The sequence below is a fragment of the Planotetraspora phitsanulokensis genome (assembly GCF_016863295.1).
GTDB lineage: Bacteria > Actinomycetota > Actinomycetes > Streptosporangiales > Streptosporangiaceae > Planotetraspora > Planotetraspora phitsanulokensis.
Genome location: NZ_BOOP01000018.1, coordinates 1 through 21,166 on the forward strand (window position 1 = coordinate 1; position 21,166 = coordinate 21,166).

General features: G+C 70.5%; 20 protein-coding genes. 6 read left to right on the forward strand and 14 right to left on the reverse strand.

Annotation, left to right across the window (positions count from 1 at the left end):
- Window positions 1-104: 104 nt before the first annotated feature.
- The 9 genes from rox to Pph01_RS18780 all read right to left on the reverse strand — a co-directional run bounded on the left by rox (window position 105) and on the right by Pph01_RS18780 (window position 10,652).
- Window positions 105-1,532 carry a rifampin monooxygenase gene (gene rox, locus Pph01_RS18740; protein WP_204074411.1) on the reverse strand — a complete coding sequence of 476 codons (1,428 nt, stop codon included), beginning with the start codon at window positions 1,530-1,532 and terminating at the stop codon, window positions 105-107.
- A 496-nt stretch (window positions 1,533-2,028) separates the two neighbouring features.
- Window positions 2,029-4,794, reverse strand: a complete 2,766-nt coding sequence (locus Pph01_RS18745) for a DNRLRE domain-containing protein (protein ID WP_204074412.1) — start codon at window positions 4,792-4,794, stop codon at window positions 2,029-2,031.
- 445 nt (window positions 4,795-5,239) lie between these two features.
- A complete protein-coding gene (gene era, locus Pph01_RS18750) occupies window positions 5,240-6,151 on the reverse strand; it encodes a GTPase Era (RefSeq protein WP_204074413.1) in 912 nt (303 codons plus the stop codon).
- On the reverse strand, window positions 6,144-6,479 hold the full coding sequence (locus Pph01_RS18755; RefSeq protein ID WP_204074414.1) for a cytidine deaminase-like protein: 336 nt from the start codon (window positions 6,477-6,479) through the stop codon (window positions 6,144-6,146). The genes era and Pph01_RS18755 overlap by 8 nt, the downstream gene beginning before the upstream one ends.
- Complete coding sequence (locus tag Pph01_RS18760; RefSeq protein WP_204074415.1) at window positions 6,476-7,129, reverse strand: hypothetical protein; 654 nt, start codon at window positions 7,127-7,129, stop codon at window positions 6,476-6,478. The genes Pph01_RS18755 and Pph01_RS18760 overlap by 4 nt, the downstream gene beginning before the upstream one ends.
- A 307-nt stretch (window positions 7,130-7,436) precedes the next feature.
- The gene (locus tag Pph01_RS18765; protein WP_204074416.1) at window positions 7,437-8,735 is read right to left on the reverse strand and encodes a hemolysin family protein; all 1,299 of its coding nucleotides are present in this window, start codon (window positions 8,733-8,735) and stop codon (window positions 7,437-7,439) included.
- The gene (gene ybeY, locus Pph01_RS18770; protein WP_204074417.1) at window positions 8,732-9,208 is read right to left on the reverse strand and encodes an rRNA maturation RNase YbeY; all 477 of its coding nucleotides are present in this window, start codon (window positions 9,206-9,208) and stop codon (window positions 8,732-8,734) included. The genes Pph01_RS18765 and ybeY overlap by 4 nt, the downstream gene beginning before the upstream one ends.
- A 25-nt stretch (window positions 9,209-9,233) precedes the next feature.
- The gene (locus tag Pph01_RS18775) at window positions 9,234-10,253 is read right to left on the reverse strand and encodes a PhoH family protein (RefSeq protein WP_204074418.1); all 1,020 of its coding nucleotides are present in this window, start codon (window positions 10,251-10,253) and stop codon (window positions 9,234-9,236) included.
- A gap of 54 nt (window positions 10,254-10,307) precedes the next feature.
- The gene (locus Pph01_RS18780; RefSeq protein WP_204074419.1) at window positions 10,308-10,652 is read right to left on the reverse strand and encodes a histidine triad nucleotide-binding protein; all 345 of its coding nucleotides are present in this window, start codon (window positions 10,650-10,652) and stop codon (window positions 10,308-10,310) included.
- A gap of 246 nt (window positions 10,653-10,898) precedes the next feature.
- Between Pph01_RS18780 and Pph01_RS18785 the strand changes: the two genes are divergently transcribed.
- Window positions 10,899-11,378: a SigE family RNA polymerase sigma factor gene (locus Pph01_RS18785; RefSeq protein WP_203882703.1), complete on the forward strand. Its 480-nt coding sequence runs from the start codon at window positions 10,899-10,901 to the stop codon at window positions 11,376-11,378.
- The gene (locus Pph01_RS18790; RefSeq protein ID WP_204074420.1) at window positions 11,375-12,001 is read left to right on the forward strand and encodes a hypothetical protein; all 627 of its coding nucleotides are present in this window, start codon (window positions 11,375-11,377) and stop codon (window positions 11,999-12,001) included. The genes Pph01_RS18785 and Pph01_RS18790 overlap by 4 nt, the downstream gene beginning before the upstream one ends.
- A gap of 19 nt (window positions 12,002-12,020) precedes the next feature.
- On the opposite strand, the gene Pph01_RS18795 is transcribed toward Pph01_RS18790, so the two are convergent.
- Genes Pph01_RS18795 through hrcA form a run of 3 tightly spaced genes read right to left on the reverse strand, consistent with a single transcriptional unit; the run spans window position 12,021 to window position 14,919 of the window.
- Complete coding sequence (locus Pph01_RS18795) at window positions 12,021-12,752, reverse strand: 16S rRNA (uracil(1498)-N(3))-methyltransferase (RefSeq protein WP_204074421.1); 732 nt, start codon at window positions 12,750-12,752, stop codon at window positions 12,021-12,023.
- Window positions 12,753-12,771: 19 nt separating this feature from the next.
- The gene (gene dnaJ / locus Pph01_RS18800) at window positions 12,772-13,905 is read right to left on the reverse strand and encodes a molecular chaperone DnaJ (protein ID WP_204074422.1); all 1,134 of its coding nucleotides are present in this window, start codon (window positions 13,903-13,905) and stop codon (window positions 12,772-12,774) included.
- Entirely contained in the window at window positions 13,906-14,919 is a 1,014-nt protein-coding gene (gene hrcA / locus Pph01_RS18805) for a heat-inducible transcriptional repressor HrcA (protein WP_204074423.1), read from the reverse strand.
- A gap of 261 nt (window positions 14,920-15,180) precedes the next feature.
- On the opposite strand from hrcA, the gene Pph01_RS18810 reads away from it, so the two are divergent.
- A complete protein-coding gene (locus Pph01_RS18810; protein ID WP_204074424.1) occupies window positions 15,181-15,987 on the forward strand; it encodes a DUF3097 domain-containing protein in 807 nt (268 codons plus the stop codon).
- Window positions 15,988-16,024: 37 nt separating this feature from the next.
- Here the strand turns inward: Pph01_RS18810 and hemW are convergent, their stop codons facing one another.
- Window positions 16,025-17,245, reverse strand: a complete 1,221-nt coding sequence (gene hemW / locus Pph01_RS18815; protein WP_204074425.1) for a radical SAM family heme chaperone HemW — start codon at window positions 17,243-17,245, stop codon at window positions 16,025-16,027.
- Window positions 17,246-17,448: 203 nt separating this feature from the next.
- On the opposite strand from hemW, the gene Pph01_RS18820 reads away from it, so the two are divergent.
- Window positions 17,449-18,720, forward strand: coding sequence for a glycoside hydrolase family 18 protein (locus Pph01_RS18820; protein ID WP_204074426.1), 1,272 nt, complete (start codon window positions 17,449-17,451; stop codon window positions 18,718-18,720).
- Window positions 18,721-18,822: 102 nt separating this feature from the next.
- On the opposite strand, the gene Pph01_RS18825 is transcribed toward Pph01_RS18820, so the two are convergent.
- Window positions 18,823-19,446, reverse strand: a complete 624-nt coding sequence (locus tag Pph01_RS18825) for an MOSC domain-containing protein (protein ID WP_204074427.1) — start codon at window positions 19,444-19,446, stop codon at window positions 18,823-18,825.
- 144 nt (window positions 19,447-19,590) lie between these two features.
- Here Pph01_RS18825 and Pph01_RS18830 point away from each other — a divergent pair, with 144 nt between their 5' ends.
- Window positions 19,591-20,073: a hypothetical protein gene (locus Pph01_RS18830; protein ID WP_204074428.1), complete on the forward strand. Its 483-nt coding sequence runs from the start codon at window positions 19,591-19,593 to the stop codon at window positions 20,071-20,073.
- Complete coding sequence (locus Pph01_RS18835) at window positions 20,070-21,140, forward strand: sensor histidine kinase (protein ID WP_204074429.1); 1,071 nt, start codon at window positions 20,070-20,072, stop codon at window positions 21,138-21,140. Before Pph01_RS18830 ends, Pph01_RS18835 begins: the two co-directional genes overlap by 4 nt.
- Window positions 21,141-21,166 lie beyond the last annotated feature (26 nt).

A 21,166-nucleotide genomic window follows, 5' to 3' on the forward strand; every position in this document is an offset into this window, starting at 1 on the left:
GCCTCCGTGGCCTCCGTGGCCTCCGTGGCCTCCGTGGCCTCCGTGGCCTCCGTGGCCTCCGTGGCCTCCGTGGCCTCCGTGGCCTCCGTGGCGGCTTCGGCCGGTCAGCCGACGGCGGCGCCGAACCACCGAGGCAGCCGGTCGAGCAGATCCCGCTGATCGTCACCGACCCACGCCACGTGGCCGTCCGGCCGCAACAGCACGGCGGGCACGTCCAGGTCCTCGCTGACATCGGCGACGTGGTCGACCCGATCCGCCCATCCCGCAACCGAAAGCCGGCCGGTCTGGTCGAGCAGCAGTCCTCGGCCGCCGTGCATCAGCTCGTAGAGGCGCCCCCGCTTCAGCCCCACGTCCCGTAGCCGCCGGCCGAGCAGTTCATGGCCCTCGCCGAAGTCGTAGCGGACCCCGACCGCGGTGAGCTTCTCGATCAGGTACCGGTTCACCTCCTCGAAGTCCATCAGTTCCGACAGCAGCCGGCGCACCGACCGAGGGCCCGGCTCGGGAGACAGCAGCTCCATCTGTGCCCGGGTGTTGTTCAGCACGTCGGCGGCCACCGGACGCCGTTCGGCGTGGTAGCTGTCCAGCAGCCCCTCCGGTGCCCAGCCGTTCACCTCGGCGGCCAGTTTCCAGCCGAGATTGAACGCGTCCTGGATACCGAGGTTGAGCCCCTGCCCGCCGGTCGGCGGATGGGTGTGCGCGGCGTCGCCGGCCAGCAGCACCCGGCCGGTACGGTAGCGCTCGGCCAGCCGGGTGGCGTCGCCGAAGCGGGACAGCCAGCGCGGCGAGTGCACGCCGAAGTCGGTGCCGGCGAACACCCGCAACTGTCGCTTGAACTCCTCGAGGGTCGGCGGGACCGAGCGGTCCTCGGCCAGCCCCTCGGCGGGCACGACGACGCGGTACACCCCGCCCCCGAAGGGCCCGAGGCCGAACCGCTTGTGGGTCTTGCGGACTTCGGCCACCACGGTGGCCACCGTCTCCGGTGGCACGGCCACCTCCATCTCGCCCAGCAACGTCTCGACCCTGGTGGGCTCGCCGGGGAAGCCGACGCCGAGCAGCTTCCGCACCGTGCTGCGGCCACCGTCGCAGCCGACGAGGTAGCGCGAGCGCAGCCGCGTGCCGTCGGCCAGCTCAGCGGTCACCCCGTGGTCGTCCTGGCTCAGCCCGACCAGTTCGCAGCCGCGCCGGATCTCGGCGCCGAGCTCGGTGGCGCGCTCGGCCAGCAGGCGATCGGTGGTGGTCTGCGGGATGCCGAGGACGTAGTAATGCGCGGTGTCCAGCCGGTCGGGCGCGGGCTTGTCGATGCCGGCGAAGAAACCGCCGACCGGGTGCTGCCGGCCGTGCTCCAGGAACCGCCCCAGCAGACCGCGCTGGTCCATCACCTCGATGCTGCGCACGTGCAGGCCGAGCGCACGGACATACCCGGTCGGCTCCGCCTCCTTCTCCAGCACGAGCACGTGCACGCCCTGCAGCCGCAACTCACTGGCCAGCATCAAGCCGGTCGGTCCGCCCCCGGCAACGATCACGTCGAACATGAACCGCCCATTCACTGAGGTCGCATTTCGTCCGGCCGCTCCATGCGGTCCGGCGGCGCACACCCGCGAGGACACGTACTGCACGCATCCCAGATTTCCGCAGGTTGTGGCTTCTGCCGGAGATTCTGCGGCACGACCTGGGTCTTGCCGCAAGGCCCCCTCCGCGCTATACGTTGAGAGTGGAGGGGGATTCTTCCTGCCTTTCGCGTCCCATGCGGACGAACAAGCTCCTCCAGAAACGGTGACCGCACGGCGATGCCGGCGGCCCAGGAGAGCCCCCGGGACCCTTTCGCGTGTCGCAACTGCCGCAGTAGAGGTCGTCCGAGGCGTCAGACCCGAACATCTACGTGTCGGATCGCTCAGTGCGGTGAAGCAAGAATGCCCTCAAGGGCCGACCCCTCCACCGGGCCGGAGTGTCACGGTGCCGACCGGCGTGGCACGCGGTGGGAACGCCATCCCACCGCGTGCCGCGCGCACGAGGGCAACTGTGCGTGGGTCAGAAGAGCTGCCGCTGGGCGATCTCTGTCTCGGAGACCACACCGTCATACAGGCGGACCTCGTCGATGTCGCCGGAGAAGTACCACCCCGGCTCCGAGCCCGTCTGCCCCCGGCCCACGTTGACCGGCCCGGTGGCGTCGATCATGTCCGGTGCATCGATCGGCGGGCACCCGGCGATCGGCCCGACCCCGGGGACGGCCTCCGAGCAGTTGCCATCCACATACAGGCGGGCAGTGTGACTTGCCGCGTCGTAGACCGCGGTCAGGTGTGCCCACGACCACGGGTCAACGGGGTCGGACGACCAGACCACGACTCTCTCGTCGGAATCGCCTCCGGACGTCACCAGGGCCCAGCGCGCGATCGGCGCCGGGTCGTCCGGACTCATCCGCTCTTCGATGCTGAAACCGGTGTTCGCCTCTCCGAACTGGCTCACCACGACCATCCGGTCGTCCGGTGTCTCCGGCACCACGGCGGGCTTGACCCAGGCCATGACCGAGTACGAGCCGCGGGTGGAGACGACGCCGCTCGGTGTGTCGGCGTACCCGCCGGACTGTGCGTCGACGAGCAGGTCGGATGCACCCATCCGGCCACCCAGGCCGCCGTCCGCGAACGACGGCTGCCAGGTCGCACCCGACCGCAGGGTCATGTCGGGAGCCCCCGGTACGGCGTTCGCCGCGATCGAGCCGCTTCCTCCGTCGAACGGCCAGTAGGAGCTCAGCATGGCCTCGCCACCGCCCGTCCCGCCGTCTACCGCCACGCTGAACCTGTAGGTGACCCGCGAGCTCCAACGACCGGCCGCGTTCCTGTTGCGCACCCCTAGTCTCTGGGTCCCATCGCTCGTGGGAGCCCATGCGATGGTCAGCGACTCGCCCGGCGCGACGCTCTCGGTCACCGGCGCCTGGCCCTCGAAGGTGTACTCGTAGGAGACCACGTCCGGGCTGCCCGCACTGAAGGTGAAGGCCCCCGGCTTGCCCACACCGCCGTGGGCCTGCCCGTCGGCCGGATAGTCGGCCGACGAGACCACCGGGGGCAGCGGCGCCCCCGAGCTGATCTTCAGGTAGCACCAGCCGGACCAGTCCGACGTCGCGTTCTCATCCGAAGAACGTGCCCGCCAGGCGATCGTCTGCCCGTCGGCGAACGCCCCGGAGGGAACCGTCGCGGAGAACGGCAGCCCGGAGGAGACCCCCGAATTGGTGATGGGCGCGATGTCCCGGCCGCCCTTGCGGGACTGGCCGTCCCACCATTCGATGGTCCCCCCGACCCGGTTGTCGGGGTCGCGCAGAACCGCGGTCAGCGTGGGCGTGGCCGTGGCCGACAGCGCGGGAGCGGAGGCGTCGGTCGCACAGGCTCCGCCCGGATCGGATGACAGGTCGGCGGCCGAAGGCGCCGCAGGCGGGTTCTGGTAGGTGACGATCAGCCGGGGTTCGCGGGCGTCCGCGCCCGAGTACTTGTTGGCCGAGTAGAACTTCGCCCACGAGTCGGGGTCGCTCTCATCGGCCGCCGCCAACCGGAGCCCGTTGTCGGGCGCGCCCGCCGCCCATGCGGAGACGATGGAGTCGATGTCCCAGCTCATGTAGTCGGCGGGGCAGGCCGCGGAGTGCCCGTGCCGTTCCCGGTTGGTCACCGCGTCCGCGGAGGTGACCGGGGGCTGGGTGGACCAGGTCAGCGTGGCCGGGTCCCACTCGCCGGTCACCCGGCTGACCTCCAGGCCCGCACCCTCGGTGCAACTGGACGCCCGCCAGGAGTACAGCCACAGGTCGGCGTCCAGGATCCGCGTGCCCACGAGCGATGAGGAGGCGAACTTCAGGTACGACCGTGCCGTGCACCCGTCCGGGCATCGGCGGGACTCGGCCTTGTGCCCGGCCTTGAGCACGTCCGACCCCTGCCGGGTCACGGAGGAGTCGCTGTCCGTCCAGACGTCGGTGGCCGCGTAGAGCGACGTCGTCGGGTCGATCGTCACGGGATAACGGCGATCCGGCGACGTCAGGAAGCCCATGTCCGGGCGCAGCACCAGCGCCTGTCCTCCGGCGGTGTCCTCCACCGCGGCGTCCACCCGCACGGTGTCGGAGTCGCCGTCCGCGTCGCTCGAGGAGTCCCACATCTGGGGAGCGGGCGCGGAGGCCACCAGCCTGCCCGCGGGGTCCCGCAGTTGGAGCGAGCCCGTGCGCGCGTCCAGCGTCAGCCGCACGCCGCCCTCGCTCACGATCGGCAGCCGGATCTCCACCGGCCGCGCCGGCCGGTCCCGAAGGACCACGGTGTGCGCGAACCCGGTCTTCAGCGCCGTCACGGCCAGGTCCGCCGGCTGGCCCGAAGGCAGGCGCACCCCGCGGTATGTCGCGGTGTCGCCGCGTACCACCGGTTCGGGCAGCGTCGCCGGCCACGACAGTCCGTACGCGCTCGCGCCGGATCGCAGGAGTGCGAACGGCGCGGAACCACCGGAGCCGAGCGTGAGGTCGGCGGCCGTGGCGCGGGGACGCAGGGCTCCGCCGGACTTCACCAGCGTGGTGTCGATGTCCACCCAGCCGCCGGGCCGTCGGACGCGCGTCGGTCCGCTGGTCACCTCCAGCCGGAACGAGCCGTCCGGCAACGCCACCGTCCGGGACGAGGACGTCGTCGCGCCGTCGACGGCGACCTCGGTGCCGGAGGAGCGCGCCAGCGTCGACGCGGACGCCTCGTCCATCGCGGACAGCGGGCGGCCCTTCGACGGCCCGCCGGACGTCGCGGAGGCGGGCACCGGAACGACCGCGACCGCCGCCGAGGTCATGACGAGGGTGAACGCCGCCAGAGTCGCGGCGGCCCTCCGGACGGCCGGGCGACGCCCGGAGAGCAGATGATCTCGATGTGATGCCGAATCGGGGGGACTAGGCCGTAGCCAGGATGAACGCACACAAACCCCGTTACAAGATCAGGAGCGACAAAACGCACCGATCGTATGGAACGTGACTAACGGCCGTAAAGCCACTTTTCATGACCTCACGAGTAAGCCTGTAACGGATCGAGCGGATCGGGCGATAGTCACGATCACTCGGTGGGTGAGCGTACGGTTAACGCCCTGCCCGGCATCAGGACGGCACCCGCTCTCGGCACCCGAGCAGCCCCTGCGACCGCCCCCCGGGGCGCGATGTGACGATGATCACACAGTGAACGGTCGGCGACCCTGGAGACATCCTCGGGTGTCGGCGCGATGGCCGGGCGGCCACGCGGGCGCGTCAGTCGTAGAAGCCCAGGCGGCGCAGCTGCTTGGGATCGCGCTGCCACTCCTTGGCGACCTTGATGCGCAGGTCGAGATAGACGCGGCTGCCGAGCAGCGCCTCGATCTGCTGCCGCGCGCGGGTGCCGACGTCCTTCAGCCGGGCGCCGCCCGGCCCGATCACGATCGCCTTCTGAGACGGCCGCTCCACGTACATGAACGCATAGATGTCCAGGAGGTCGTCGCGGCCCTCACGCGGCCCCATCTCCTCCACCACGACAGCGATGGAGTGCGGCAGCTCGTCGCGGACGCCCTCGAGCGCCGCCTCCCTGATGAGCTCGGCGACCAGGATCTGCTCCGGCTCGTCGGTCAGCTCGCCTCCGGCGTACAGCGGCGGCGACTCGGGCAGGCGGGCGACGAGCTGGTCGGCGAGCACGTCGAGCTGCTCTCCGCTCTCGGCCGACACCGGGACGATCTCCGCGAACTCGGCCAGCTCCGACACCGCGAGCAGCTGACGGGCGACCTGCTCCCGCGAGGCGAGGTCGCACTTGGTCACGACCGCGACCACCGGAGTCTTCTTCACGGCGGCCAGCTTCTCGGTGATGAACCTGTCACCCTTGCCGATCGGCTCGTTGGCGGGCACGCAGAAGCCGATCACGTCGACCTCGGTCAGCGTGGACAACACGAGGCTGTCCAGCCGCTCGCCGAGAAGCGTGCGGGGCCGGTGGAAACCGGGGGTGTCCACGATCACGAGCTGCGCCTCGGGGCGGTGCACGATGCCGCGGATGGCCCGCCGGGTCGTCTGCGGCTTCGACGAGGTGATGGCGACCTTCGTGCCCACGAGCGCGTTCATCAGGGTCGACTTGCCGACGTTCGGCCTGCCGACGAAGCAGGCGAACCCTGCGTGGAAGTCATTGCTCGCGTCAGACATGCCGGCCCTTCAGGGAGCCGTCGGGCGCGGCCAGGAGGAGCGTGCCGTTGCGGAGGTCCTGCATGACCGACAGGTCCTGCTCCCCCGGGCCGTCCGCCTCGGTGACCAGCGCTGTCGCCTCGAGGGCCTTCGCTCCGCTCGACACGGCCATCGCCACCGCGACCTGGACCGCCGTCAGCTGGAGCGAGGGCAAATCGACCCCGCTCGCGGCATATGTCCGCCCCGTCTCGTCGCGCACCGCGGCTCCCTCGGCGGAGCCGTTACGGGCGCGGATCGAACGCGCCAGTGTGATGATCTTTGCGTCCTCAGGGTCCAGCGTCTCTGTCACGGGTCAAGGCTACCGACCTCTCGGACCAGCGACCGGACCAGTTCTTCGGTACGGAGGGCGTCGGGCGGCGCCAGGCCCGCGTGGACGAGGGCGACGAGGGTGTGGTTGACGTTCGCGACGACCAGATGCATCTCGTACGGATATCCCCCGACGCGGCCGGTCAGCCGGCGGGCCTCGACGTCGTCGCCGACGTCCTCGATCGGGAACTCGGAGACCACCAGCCGGTCTCGCTGTCCCGCGCCGCCGCTCTGGGCGGTGACGCACTCGCCCATGGCCTCGCGCAACTCCTCGAGGTGGTCCGCGGCCTGATCTCCCAGGTAGACCGCCAGGCCGACTCCGGCCAGCTCCCCTATGCCGTCGCCCTGATAGGTGACCGCGGCCGTGCCGCCGAGGCCATCCTGGGGCGGCTTGCCCGCCACCGCGTCGAAGAGCACGCGGCACGCCCGCTTCTTGGGCCGGAAGGGCGGCTGCCACCGGTCTCTGGCCCGATCGGAGAAGCCGGCCGGCAGGTCGTCCATGGTGGCGAGCGCGGCGCGCATCCGGGCGGTCTCGGCTGTGGATCTCGCGCGTGCGTGGATCACGTCCTCGGTGCCGCACGCTCCCGTCATAGCGATCAGCCCGCATACGAGGGCCGTGTGGATGATCCGCATACCGTCGTCTCCTCCGCCGACCCGTTCCTTCCCTTGGACGGAAATCGACAACCACAAGGAGTGACGAGCGACGACGAGCAGTGGTGAATGGGGCGCTCCCACCCGTTCCGGCCGGGTGAGAGCCCCCACGACCCCCGAGTGAGGGTGCCGGTGCGCCGCGAACCCCTTCCGGCGCGCCGGGCCCCCCCTTCGGCGTCCCGAACCCCTCCCGGACGCCTTGCAAGCACTGTGGCCCAGTCGGCTTGCAGAACGCTTAACGGACGCTTGCCGCCGATGCCACATGCGGCACGAATCCGACAGCCGGTCGCTATTCCCGCTCGGCCGAGGCCCTGACGACGTCGTCGTTCTCGGGGGCGGGCTTGACCGGCCGGACGACGACGGTGCTGATGCGGTTGCGGCGCCCGGCCAGGGTCTCCGCCGTCAGCCGGAGACCGCCGACCGTGGCCTCGGAGCCCGCGATGGGCACGCGTCCCAGCGCGTGCGCCAGCAGGCCGCCCACGGTGTCGACGTCCTCGACCTCGATCTCGGTGTCGAACAGCTCGGCCAGCTCGTCGATCGGCAGCCGCGCCGTCACCCGTACGGCGCCGCCGTCGAGCCATTCGACCCGGGGCGCCTCCTGGTCGTACTCGTCGGCGATCTCACCCACGATCTCCTCGAGCACGTCCTCGATCGTGACCAGGCCGGCGGTGCCGCCGTACTCGTCGATCACGATCGCCAGGTGGATCTGGCGCGCCTGCATCTCGCGCAGCAGTTCGTCGATCGGCTTGCTGTCGGGGACGTAGGTGGCCGGGCGCATGAACCCGTCGACCCGGGCGCCCGTGTCGCCGTTGTCCTGTATCCGCCTGACGATGTCCTTGAGATACGCGATGCCGACGACGTCGTCCTCGTTCTCCCCGACCACGGGGATGCGGGAGAAGCCGCTGCGCAGGGCCAGCGACAGCGCCTGGCTCAGCGTCTTGCCGCGCTCGATGAAGATGATGTCGGTGCGCGGCACCATGACCTCGCGGACGAGCGTGTCGCCCAGCTCGAACACCGAGTGGATCATTTCCCGCTCGTCGGGCTCGATCACCCTGCGCTGTTCGGCGAGGTCGACGAGATCACGCAGTTCGGCCTCGGAGGTGAACGGGCCCTCCCGGAACCCCCGGCCCGGCGTGAGGGCGTTGCCCAGCAGGATCAGCAGCTTCGGCAGCGGCCCGAAGATCCGTGTCAGCCCGTACACGATCGGGGCGCCGGCCAGCGCGACCGGCTCGGCGTGCTGCCGGCCGAGGGTACGCGGGGAGACGCCGACGATGACGTAGCTCACCACGATCATGATGGCGGCCGCCACCGCGTACGCCTGTCCCTGGTCGCCGAGCCAGTCGACGGTCAGCAGGGTGGCGATGACGGTGGCCACCAGCTCGCAGCTCAGCCGCAGCAGGAGCAGCAGGTTGAGGTAGCGCGGCGGGTCGGCGACGATCGCCTGGAGGCGCACGGCGCCCCGGCGGCCGTCCTTGACGAACTCCTCGGCGCGCACCCTGGAGATGCGCGTGAGGGCCGTCTCCGCACTCGCCAGCAGGCCGCCGACCACGATCAGGATGACGGCCGAGATCAGCCAGCCGTTGTTCACGGCTTCCGCCGCACCTCCCGCCACGCCTCGAGCAGTTCGCCCTGCAGGCCGAACATCTCGGCGTGCTCCTCTGGTTCCGCATGGTCATAGCCCAGCAGGTGGAGGATGCCGTGGGTGCAGAGCAGCTCCAGCTCGTCCTGGGCGCCGTGCCCGGCCTCGGCGGCCTGCTTGGCGGCAACCTGGGGGCAGAGCACCACGTCGCCGAGCAGCGCCGGGTCGGTGGCGGCGTCGTCCTCGCGGCCGCCGCCGGAGTTGGGCCGCAGCTCGTCCATGGGGAAGGCCAGGACGTCGGTCGGCCCCGGCTCCCCCATCCACTGCTCGTGCAGGACGGCCATCGCCGCCTCGTCGATGATCAGGATCGACAGCTCGGCGAGGGGGTGGATGCCCATGCGCCCGAGCACGTGCCCGGCCAACTCGACGAGCGCCGACTCGTCGACCTCGACGCCGGACTCGTTGGCCACCTCGATGCTCACCGGATCTCCTTCACGCGCGCGCTCGTCACCGTCTGCCTCTGGATCGCTTGGCGATCTCGCGGGGCTCGGACGCGATCGCCGCGTCATAACGCCCGTAGGCGTCCACGATGTCGCTGACCAGCCGGTGGCGTACCACGTCGGCGCTGGTCAACCTGCTGAAATGAATGTCCTCGATGCCCTCGAGGATGCTCTGCACGACCTTGAGGCCGCTCTCCTGGCCACCGGGCAGGTCGATCTGGGTCACGTCACCCGTGACGACGATCTTCGAGTTGAAGCCCAGCCGGGTCAGGAACATCTTCATCTGCTCGGGCGAGGTGTTCTGCGCCTCGTCGAGGATGATGAAGGCGTCGTTGAGGGTGCGCCCGCGCATGTAGGCCAGCGGCGCGACCTCGATCGTGCCCGCGGCCATCAGGCGCGGGATCGAGTCGGGGTCGAGCATGTCGTGCAGGGCGTCGTAGAGCGGCCTCAGGTACGGGTCGATCTTCTCGTAAAGCGTGCCCGGCAGGAATCCCAGCCGCTCCCCCGCCTCCACGGCGGGCCGGGTCAGGATGATCCGGTTGACGTGCTTGTTCTGCAGGGCTTTGACGGCCTTGGCCATCGCCAGGTAGGTCTTGCCGGTGCCGGCGGGACCGATGCCGAAGACGACCGTGTGCTTGTCGATCGCGTCGACGTACCGCTTCTGGTTGACCGTCTTGGGGCGGATGGTCCGGCCCCGCGACGAGAGGATGTCCAGGGAGAGCACCTCGGCGGGGCGGTCGGTGGTCATCCGCAGCATGGCGATGCTGCGCTCCACCGAGTCGGTAGTCAGCACCGCGCCCGAGGTGACCAGCTCGACCAGCTCCTCGAACAGGCGCACGACGACGCCGCTCTCCTCGGGGCTGCCCGTGACTGTGATCTCGTTGCCGCGCACGTGGATGTCGGCGCGGAAGGCCTTCTCAATGACCCGCAGCAGCTCGTCGCGCGAGCCGAGGAGGCTGACCATCGGCTGCCCATCGGGGATGACCACCTTGGCCTGGGTTTTATGGAATTCCTGTGATTCGGACATGGGCGGCCCTACGGCCTGCTCGCCTCCCTCGTTTCCTACCGTCATGCTAGCCGCTCACCCCGGTGGCCATTGGAGACTCCTGCCCCCGAGAACGTGCGCGTGGACGTGGAAGACGGTCTGCCCGGCGCCCGGGCCGGTGTTGAGGACCACGCGATAGCCGGATTCGGCCACGCCTTCCTGCACGGCCACGGCGTGACATGCCTTGAGGAGATCGTCGGCCAAGCCGTCGTCGGCCTCCGCCAGCGCCGCCGCGTTCTCGTGGTGGGCCTTGGAGATCACCAGGACGTGGGTGGGCGCCTGGGGGTTGATGTCGCGGAACGCGAGCGCCCGCTCGGTTTCCAGGACGATTTCCGCGGGAATCTCCTTGGCCGCTATGTTGCAGAACAGGCAGTCGGTCACGAGCGACAGAGTAGCCGTTGCCAATCAGTGATGCCGTGGAAAGATCCCCGTAGATAGTCTGTGTGTGCGACACTGCACCGAAAAAACACCCCTAGTGTCGGGCGAGGACACCACTGGGTCATGCCCCCTAATGATTCGGAAGAACGTAAACTTCCCGGGAGTGACGAGCGTCCTACTGACGTGACCACCGAAACCCTCGTGGCCGACAGGTCCCTGGGGGCGGTGCCCGTCGGGTGGGATGCCGACATGGCCGTGACGGCGCTTTACAGCGCTCACTATCGGTCATTGGTGCGTCTCGCGGTGTTGCTGGTCCGTGATGTGGCCAGCGCGGAAGAAGTCGTGCAGGACGCCTTCGTCGCCATTCACGGCGCGTGGCGACGGCTTCGCGACACCGACAAGGCACTCGCCTACCTCCGCCAGTCGGTCGTCAACCGCTCACGGTCCGTGCTGCGCCATCGCGCCGTCGTCGAGAGATACGCTCCCAAGGGCCTTCCCGACGCGCCGAGCGCGGAGAACGGCGCGATCGGCGAGCTGGAGCGCACGGCGGTGATCGAGGCACTCCGCGGCCTGCCCACCCGGCAGCGGGAGGCTCTCGTCCTGCGCTATTACGGCGACCTGTCCGAGGCTGAGATCGCCAACGCGATGGGGATCAGCAAGGGCGCGGTGAAAAGTCACACGGCCCGCGGCATGGCCGCACTACGGATGGCACTGGAGCAGTTCTCATGACCTTCCCCGACGACGACTTCGAGGAGTTGCTCCGCGCTTCCATGCGCGCGGAGGCGGACTCCGTCGTGCCGTCTCCCGAGGGGCTGAACATCATCCGCGGCCGGATCGAGAAGCGCGGCCTGCGGGGGACGTTTTGGTGGCGGGCAGGAGTCACCGTAGCCGGAGCCGTCCTGGTGGCCGGCACGGTCGTCATGCTGGTCCCCGACCTGCGGACCCAGGTGAGCCAGAGCACGGGCATCTCGGTCGCGGGAGCGGACGGTACCGAGCTTCCCGACACCTCCTCGACGGGACGGCCCCCCGCGGGAACGGTTCCCACCCCCGTGATCACCCCCAGCGTGACGCCGCACTCTCAGCTGTCGCCGACGCCCTCGCACAAGCCGAGCACGAGCGTGCGACCGACCCCGCCCAGGACGACACCCTGCGCCACTCGCGGAGCGGGCCAGACCCCGGCCTCCCCCTCGTGCCCCCCGGAGCAGAAGACCCCCTCGCCCCCGGTGACCACGCCCGCGACGACGTCTCCGTCCCCGACTCCCACGCCTACGCCCACGCCCACGCCTACTCCCACGCCCACGGAGACGGCCACGACCAACTCGGTGGCCGACGACACCGCGCCGGCCTCCTGACCTCAGCGGCCTGAGGGCGTCACCAGCGCCCGCAACGCGACAGCAGCACCGCCGCGGCGGCCACCCCTGCCGTCGAGGTCCGCAACACCGTCGGCCCCAGCAGGGCCGGTACGGCTCCCGCCTGCGTGAACCGGGCGAGTTCCTCGCCGGTGACGCCGCCCTCGGGTCCCACCACGATCACAACATCGCCCTCGGTGGGGAGCGTGAGGCCGGACAGCGGGGTCTCGGCCTCCTCGTGCAGGACGATCCCGAGCGCCGCCTGTGAGATCAGTTCCGCGACCTGGCCGGTGGTGGCCTGCTCCGTCACCTCGGGGAGATGGAACCGGCGGGCCTGCTTGCCGGCCTCGCGTGCGGTGTTACGCCAGCGGGCCGTCCCCTTGGCGGCGCGGTCGCCCTTCCACTGGGTCACGCACCGGGCCGCCGACCAGGGCACGACGACGTCCACGCCGACCTCGGTCATCATCTCGACGGCCAGCTCGCCCCGGTCGCCCTTCGGCAGGCCCTGGACCACGACCAGCCGGGGCGCGGGCGCCTCGACGCGATGGCGCCCGACCACCTCGGCGGCGAGCGAGTCCTTGCCCGCGTCGAGCACCACGCACTCGGCGACGAACCCGGCGCCGTCGGTGAGGTCGATCCGCTCGCCCGCGCGCATCCGGCGGACGGCGGCCGCGTGCCGTCCCTCCGGGCCGCCGAGCACGACGCGGTCCGCCTCGAGGTCGGCCCGGTCGGCCAGGAACACGGGAACGCTCATGCGCCGCTCACCACAGGGCTCAGCGGCCGTTGAAGGCGTCTCGCAGCCGCGAGAAGAAGCCCTGCTGCCCGGGCGTGAACTTGCCCGGGGGCCGCTCCTCGCCCCGCAGCTTCGACAGCTCCCTGAGCAACTCCTCCTGCTGGGGGTCGAGCTTGGTCGGGGTCTCCACCGTGACGTGGATCAGCAGGTCGCCGCGCCCCGTCTCGTTGAGCCGCTGGACGCCTCTGCCGTACAGGGGGATGACCTGGCCCGCCTGCGTGCCGGGGCGCACGTCGATCTCCTGGGCACCGTCGAGGGTCTCGACGGTGAGGGACGTTCCGAGCGCAGCGGCCGTCATGGGGATCTGGACGGTGCAGTGGAGGTCGTCGCCGCGCCGCTCGAAGATCTGGTGCGGGCGCTCGACGATCTCCAGGAAGAGGTCGCCGGCGGGGCCGCCTCCGGGGCCGACCTCGCCCTCGCCCGCGAGCTGGATGTGGGTGCCGTCCTCGACACCGGCGGGGATGCGCACCTTGATGGTCCGTCGGGTGCGTACGCGGCCCTCGCCGGAGCACTCCATGCACGGGTGGCGGATCACGCTTCCGAAGCCGCCGCACTGCGGGCAGGGACGCGAGGTCATGACCTGGCCGAGGAACGACCGGGTGACCTGGGAGACCTCACCGCGTCCGTGACACATGTCGCAGGTGTCCGGGTGGGTGCCCGCCGCCGCGCCGGAACCCTGGCAGACCTCGCACAACACGGCCGTGTCGACGACCAGCTCACGCGTGGTGCCGAACCCCGACTCCGCGAGGTCGAGCTCGACCCGGATCGTCGCGTTGCGCCCCCTTCTGGCCCGGGATCGCGGCCCTCGCGAGCCTCCCGAGCCCCCGAAGAAGGCGTCCATGATGTCGCTGAACGGGAACCCCGCGCCGAAGCCGCCCGCCCCTGCGCCGGCGCCGCTGCTGAACGGGTCGCCGCCCAGGTCGTACATCTGGCGCTTGCTCGCGTCGGAGAGCACCTCGTACGCCTGGGTGACCTCCTTGAAGCGTTCCTGGGTCTCGGGGTCGGGGTTCACATCAGGGTGCAGCGCCCGGGCGAGACGGCGGTACGCCTTCTTGATCTCTTCCTGGCTGGCGTCACGGCGTACCCCGAGGGTCGCGTAGTAGTCCTGGGCCACTTATGACCCCGCCAGGATCTGGCCCACGTAGCGCGCCACGGCGCGTACCGCACCCATCGTCACGGGATAGTCCATTCGAGTCGGGCCCAGCACTCCGAGCCGGGCCAGTTCCTTGTCGCCCGAACCGTATCCCGCGGCCACGATAGAGGTGCCGCGAAGTCCGGTGTACGGGTTCTCCGAGCCGATCCGCACGGTCAGCTCGGACAGTCCGCCTGTCTCGCCGAGGAGGCGCATCAGGACGACCTGCTCCTCCAGCGCCTCCAGCACGTCGCGAAGGCCGACGCTGAAGTCGGCCGCCGCGAGGTTGGCGGTACCGGCGAAGACGAGTTTCTCCTCGTGCCGCTCGACGAGCGTCTCGAGGAGCACGGACAGGATGGTCGCCGCCACCGGCCTGTCCTCCTGCGGGAGCCGTTCCGGCAGCTCCGCGACGGTCTCCGGGACGTTGGACAGGCCACAGCCGTCGAGGCACGTGTTGAGCACGGCCCGCAGGTTCGCGATCCGGTCCTCCGCCACGTCCTCGATCAAATCGATCACGCGCTGCTCGACCCTGCCAGTGTTGGTGATCAGCACGAGCATGACCCGTCGCTCACCGACGGGCACGATCTCCACGTGCCGGACCGTCGACCTGGTCAGCGACGGATACTGCACCACCGCGACCTGGCGGGTGAGCTGGGCGAGCAGGCGCACGGTCCGCATGACGATCTCGTCGAGGTCGACCGCTCCCGCGAGGAACGTCTCGATCGCGCGGCGTTCGGCTCCCGAGAGCGGTTTCACCTGGGAGAGACGGTCGACGAACAGGCGGTACCCCTTGTCCGTCGGCACCCTGCCCGCGCTCGTGTGGGGCTGGTGGATGTACCCCTGCTCCTCGAGCGCGGCCATGTCGTTGCGGATCGTCGCAGGTGAGACACCGAGATTGTGCCTGTCGGCAAGGGCCTTCGAGCCCACCGGCTCGTTGGTGGACACGTAGTCCTCGACGATGGCACGCAGCACGGCCAGCTTGCGGTCGTCGAGCAATGTGTCACCTCCCTGTGCAGGGAACACAGGCTCTGGCACTCTGTGTTCCCGAGTGCCAAGTGTACGGCTACGGCTCCCGGGGTGCGATAACACAGACGATGCGATGGACAAACCGCCAGGTGATCGTCCCTATGCCATATAAGAGGAATACCCCCTTCCGGGCGGGTCCGAGCCCGATCTCCGAATCCCGACCCGGGCACCGCGCTCCGGTGGCCGGCGACGTCACGCCGCGCGCGCCCGCCGTTTGCTAGCGTTCCCGGCATGTACGGGCAGGACGTGCTTTCCGGAGACTGGCGGCGCCCCCGGCGGGGGCAGATCCCCAAGGTTCCGGCCGAACCGGACCTCGTCGTCGAGGACGCGGAAGGCCGCTTCTGCGGCGCCGTCGTGGCCTGCGACAAGGAGGCCGTGACCCTGGAGGACCGATTCGGGCGGCGGCGCGTCTTCCCCCTCGTTCCCGCCGGGTTCCTCCTGGACGGCAAGCCGGTGACGCTGGTGCGGCCCACCGCCGCACCTCAGGGCGCCAGGCGGAGCGCCTCCGGCTCCATCGCGGTGGAGGGCCTGCGTGCCCGGGTGGCCAGGGAGAGCAGGATCTACGTCGAGGGCGTGCACGACGCCTCCCTTGTGGAGAAGATCTGGGGCCACGACCTTCGCGTGGAAGGCGTGGTGGTCGAGTTCCTCGAAGGCGTCGACGATCTGCCGGCCATCGTGGCGGAGTTCGCCCCCGAGCCGGGCAGGCGCCTGGGGGTGCTGGTCGACCATCTCGTGCCCGGCTCCAAGGAGAGCAGGATCGCGGCCCAGGTGACCGGTGACCACGTGCTCATCGTGGGACACCCGTACGTGGACATCTGGCAGGCGGTCAAGCCGACGGCCCTCGGCATCAAGGAGTGGCCGGACGTGCCTCGCGGGATCCCGTGGAAGGAAGGCGTGATCGCCGCCCTGGGCTGGCGGATGGACCCGCAGGAGGCCTGGCGGCACATCCTCGGACGGGTCGAGACCTTCACCGACCTCGAGCCCCAACTCCTCGGACGCGTCGAAGAGCTGATCGACTTCGTCACCGCCCCCGCCTGACCCGCACAGACCTTCGGCGTGATCATGCACGAAATGGCTACGGCGTCAGGTCCCGGACCAGGGCGTCGGCGAGCAGCCGTCCACGCAGGGTGAGCACGGCCCGCCCCCGCTTGAACGGCTCCACCTCGAGCAGGCCGTCTCCCAGAGCCCTGGCGCACGCCGTACGGGCCTGCGGGGGCAGATCGGACAGCGGGAACCCGGACACGAGGCGGAGCTCCAGCATGATCCGCTCGACGGCCCGGTCTTCCGCGGTCAGCTCCTCCCTGGCGTGTCCGGGAGAGGCCCCCGAGACCAGGCGGGACGCGTACGCCGCCGGATGTTTGACGTTCCACCAGCGGGTGCCCCCGACGTGGCTGTGCGCTCCAGGGCCGACGCCCCACCAGTCACCGCCGGTCCAGTAGAGCAGGTTGTGGCGGCAGCGAGCCTCTTCATCGGCCGCCCAGTTGGAGACCTCGTACCACTCCAGGCCCGCGGCCGAGAGCATCTCCTCCGCGATGAGGTAGCGGTCGGCGGCCACGTCGTCGTCCGGCATCGGCAGCTCGCCGCGGCGGATGCGGGCGGCCAGGCGGGTGCCGTCCTCGACGATCAGCGAGTAGGCCGAGACGTGGTCGGGCTCGGCCGCCAGGGCGGCGGCCAGCGAGTCACGCCAGTCGTCGTCGGTCTCCCCCGGCGTGCTGTAGATCAGGTCCAGGTTGACGTGGTCGAACCCGGCCTTCCTCGCCTCCCGTACGGCCTGCTCGGGCCGGCCCCGGGTGTGCCTGCGGTCGAGCACCCTGAGCACGTGCTCGCTGGCGCTCTGCATGCCGAAGCTCATCCGGGTGAAGCCGCCCGCCCGGAGCTCCTCCAGGTAGGCCTGGTCGACCGACTCGGGGTTGGCCTCGGTGGTCACCTCGGCGCCGGGCGCCAGGCCGAACTCGTCGTCGATCGCCGAGAGCAACCGTACGAGATCGGCCGCGGGCAGCAGGGTCGGCGTGCCCCCGCCGAAGAACACGGTCTCCACCGGCAGGTCGGCGTCCCCGAGCACGCGCCGGGCGAGCCGTACCTCTTCGATCGCCGTAGCGGCGTAGTCGCGCTGCGACGCCCCCTGGCCCAGCTCGGCGGCGGTGTAGGTGTTGAAGTCGCAGTAGCCGCACCGCGTGGCACAGAACGGGACATGCACGTAGAAGCCGAACGGGCGTGAACCGAGCCCGTCGAGGGCCGACTGCGGCAGGTCGCCGGACGCGGGAACGGGATCGCCGTCGGGAAGAGCGGAAGGCACACCCCCAGTCTGCCGCCAGTCTCACCGTGCCGACGACGCCGCACGACCGAGTACGACGATGCCGCACCACGGTGCGGGTGACGCCGTCCCGTCGACAAGGCCGCCGCGAAGCCATTGACGGCCCGATCACCCCGGTCTACGATCGCGGCAATTTACAAGAAAGTTTCCTAATAGTTGTGCCTAACGACAGCAGGAGACACAACGTGCGCCGATTCCTGAAGCACCTCCTCGTCGCGACGGTCGCCGTCGGCCTCACGGCCGTCGCCGTGCCGCCCGCGGCCCAGGCCCAGACGGGCAAGAACGACCGCTTCAAGCGGGTCGCCTACTTCATCCAGTGGGGCATCTACGGGCGGAACTACCACGTCAAGGACCTCGAGACCAGCGGCGCCGCCGCCAAGCTCACCCACATCAACTACGCCTTCGGGTTCGTGGGGCCCGAGGGCACGTGCTACTCCGCCGACCCCTGGGCCGACTGGCAGCGTCCGGTGCCCGCCGAGCAGAGCGTGGACGGCGTCGCCGACACGGACGCCCAGCCGCTCAAGGGCAACCTCAACCAGCTCAGGAAGCTCAAGTCCGAGCACCCGGGCCTGAAGGTCCTGATCTCGCTCGGCGGCTGGACCGGATCGAAGTACTTCTCCGACGCCGTCCTCACTCCCGCGTCGCGGGCCAAGCTGGCCGCCTCCTGCGTCGACCTGTGGATGAAGGGCAACCTCCCCGACCTGCCGGCCGGCGCGGGCGCCGGCGTGTTCGACGGCATCGACCTCGACTGGGAGTGGCCCGGCTCCTCCGGCAACGACGGCAACATCATCCGCCCGGAGGACAAGCAGAACTTCACGCTCTTCCTCGCCGAACTGCGGCGTCAGATGAAGGCGGCCGACCGGAAGTCGGAGCTCACCGCCTTCCTCCCCGCGGCGGCCACCAAGATCGACGCCGGCTTCGAGGTCAAGAAGGTCTTCAGCCAGCTCGACTTCGCGACCGTTCAGGGGTACGACCTGCGCGGCTCGTGGGAGCTCCAGACCGGCCACAACGGCAACCTGTTCACCGACCGGCGTGACCCCAACCCCGTGCGGTACAGCGTCGACCAGACGGTCCGCGACTACATCAGCCGCGGAGCGCCCGCCAAGAAGATCGTCGTGGGAGTGCCCGCGTACGGCCAGGGCTGGACCGGCGTGACGTCCAAGGGCGACGGCCTCTACGCTCCGGCGACCGGGCCCGCTCCCGGCACCTGGGCACCCGGCAGCGACGACTACAAGAACCTCGTGAACAAGCCGGGCAAGCGCTACCGCGACCTGCTGACCGGCACGCTCTGGCTCTACGACGGCAACGAGTTCTGGTCCTACGACGACCCGGCCGTCATGGTCCAGAAGGCCGCCTACATCAGGCTCAAGGGTCTCGGCGGCTCGATGTTGTGGTCCATCGACCAGGACGACGCCAAGGCGTCACTCACCTCGGCGCTGTACTCCGTGCTGCGCTGATCCCCCGAACCCACCTGCGGGGGTGGGCCCGCCCGCCGCAGCACGGGCGGGCGACGGGAGGGGGCCGGAGCTCCTGGGTCGAGCTCCGGCCCCCTTTCCGTGTCACTTCAGCACTCTCTCCGCGATCCCGTCCCACTTCTCACTGTGGCCGGGATGGGCGAGGATCTTGCGCATCAGGTCCCTGTCTCCGTGATACGCGGCGAACGCCTCGCGGATCGTCACCCCGTCCCGCGGACGGTCCAGCACCTCGATCTCGTCGCCCGCGCCCAACTCTCCCTGTTCGACGACCCGGCAGTACGCGCCCGGACGGGCGGCCAGGGTGAAGCGCCTGACCCAGCCGGGCTCCCCCATCCAGCCGCGGAACGTCACGCAGGGGATCCGGGGGGCCGTCACCTCGAGGACAGCGGTCCCGATCCGCCACCGTTCCCCGATGAGCGCCTCCGTCACATCGGCTCCCGACGTGGTGAGGTTCTCCCCGAACGAGCCGTCGCGCCGATCCCGGCCCAGCTCGGCCTGCCACCAGTCGTGGTCCTCCCGCGCGTACGCGTAGACCGCCTGGTCGGGGTGCCCGTGGTTGACGAGGTCGGCCCGCTCGTCCCCTGCCAGGCCGTTCGCGTGGACGGCGACGCGGCCCTCGGCCGGCCTCTTGTCGATGGCGGTCCGGCGGAGCCTCCCGGCCCACTCGGCGGCTACGGCACGGCCCAAGTTCACCGAGAGAATGCGCATGGACCTGACGCTAGTGAATCCGCACCGCCGCGACCATCGGGTTTCCGGCGGGCGAGGTGCCGATCCCCACCCACGGGTGGAGCCTGGGATCTCCACCCGTGCTCCGATCCGCCGGGACCCCGGCCCTCCCTAACGTCGGGTCCCATGAACGAACTGCTCGCCGCCGTACTGGCTCTCGCCGTCCTCGCCCTCGCCGTCTACCGCCAGATGCGCGTCCGTCCCGTCAACGAGGGGCGCGCGCTCACCCTGCCGCTCGTGCTCATCGTCGTCGGCGTGCTCCAGGGACATCTGATCGACTCCGCCCACGCGTCGCTGAGCATCGCATTGCTCGCCGCGGAGCTGCTCGTCGGCGCCGCGCTCGGCATCGTCCGGGCCTACACGATGCGGGTCTGGCGTGACGCCCAGGGCACGCTGTGGCGCAAGGGGACGACGTGGACGATCGTCGCCTGGCTGGTCGCGATCGCGGCGCGCTTCGGCTTCGTGGCCGTCGGAAGCGCCGCCGGAGTGGCCCTCGAAACGGGTTCGATCCTGATCTTCCTTGGGCTCTCCCTCGTCGTCCAGGCCGTCGTGGTCGCCCACCGCGCACGATCGATGGACTCCGCGCCCGCGGTTACCGTCGAGGGGTGAAAAGGGCCCGCGACATCATGTTCTTATTGCGGCTCGCGGCCGTTGCGGCGTTTGCGGTCGCCGTCGTGCGCGCCCGGCCGCAGCCCGCGCTCACGTGGCCGCACGTGATCGACGGGCTCCTCGCGGCCGGCTTCGTCATACTGGCGTTCCTGGCCCTCCAGCGGCGCGACCGCCCGCGGCCCGTCGTGCTCCTGACGGCGTACGCGATGGTCACCGTGGCCGTCGCACTCCAGATCATCGCGCCCCACAGCCCCGCCCTCACCGCGGTGTTCGTCTCCATCGGCGTCATCGCCGTACGGCTCCCGCCGGCCCACTCCCTGCCGATGACCACCGCCGCCCTGGCCGTGCTCACCCTGAGCGCCCAGTCGCAGGACCGGTCGGTCTCGTGGGACGTGATCGCCTTCACCGTGGTGGTCTACCTGATCGCGTACGTGCGGCGGACGACCGTCGCGGCGCGCGCGGCTGAGGAGCGGGAGGCCGTCCTCGCGGAGCGTGCGCGCATCGCCAGGGACATCCACGACATCCTCGCGCACTCCCTGTCGGCCCAGCTCCTCCACCTCGAAGGGGCCCGGCTCCTTCTGCGCGCCGACCGGTCCGGCGAGGCGCTCGAGCGGGTGGATCTGGCCAGGGACATGGCCAAGCAGGGGCTGGAGGAGGCGCGCCGGGCCATCACGGCACTGCGCGGGGACGTCCCACCGCTGGCGGAGGCGGTCTCCGCCCTGACCGGAGAGTTCCAGGCCGCGACGGGGGTGGGCTGCGAGCTCACGTTGACGGGCGAGACCCGCCGGCTCGATCCGGAGACCGAGCTGACGATCATCCGTACCGCCCAGGAGGCGCTCACCAACGTGCGGCGGCACGCCCCCGGCGTCGCACCGGACGTCCGGCTGACCTTCGGCCCGGCGTCGTGCTCGCTCGAGGTGACCAACGAGCTGGCCGCCTCGCCGGGGACGCCCGGCAGCGGTTACGGAGTCGTGGGCATGCGCGAGCGGGCCAAGCTGCTCGGAGGCAGCCTGGAGGCGGGCGAGCACGACGGCGTGTTCCGCGTCCGTCTGGAGGTGCCGGCGTGACCCTCCGGCCACGCCCTCACCGAGCC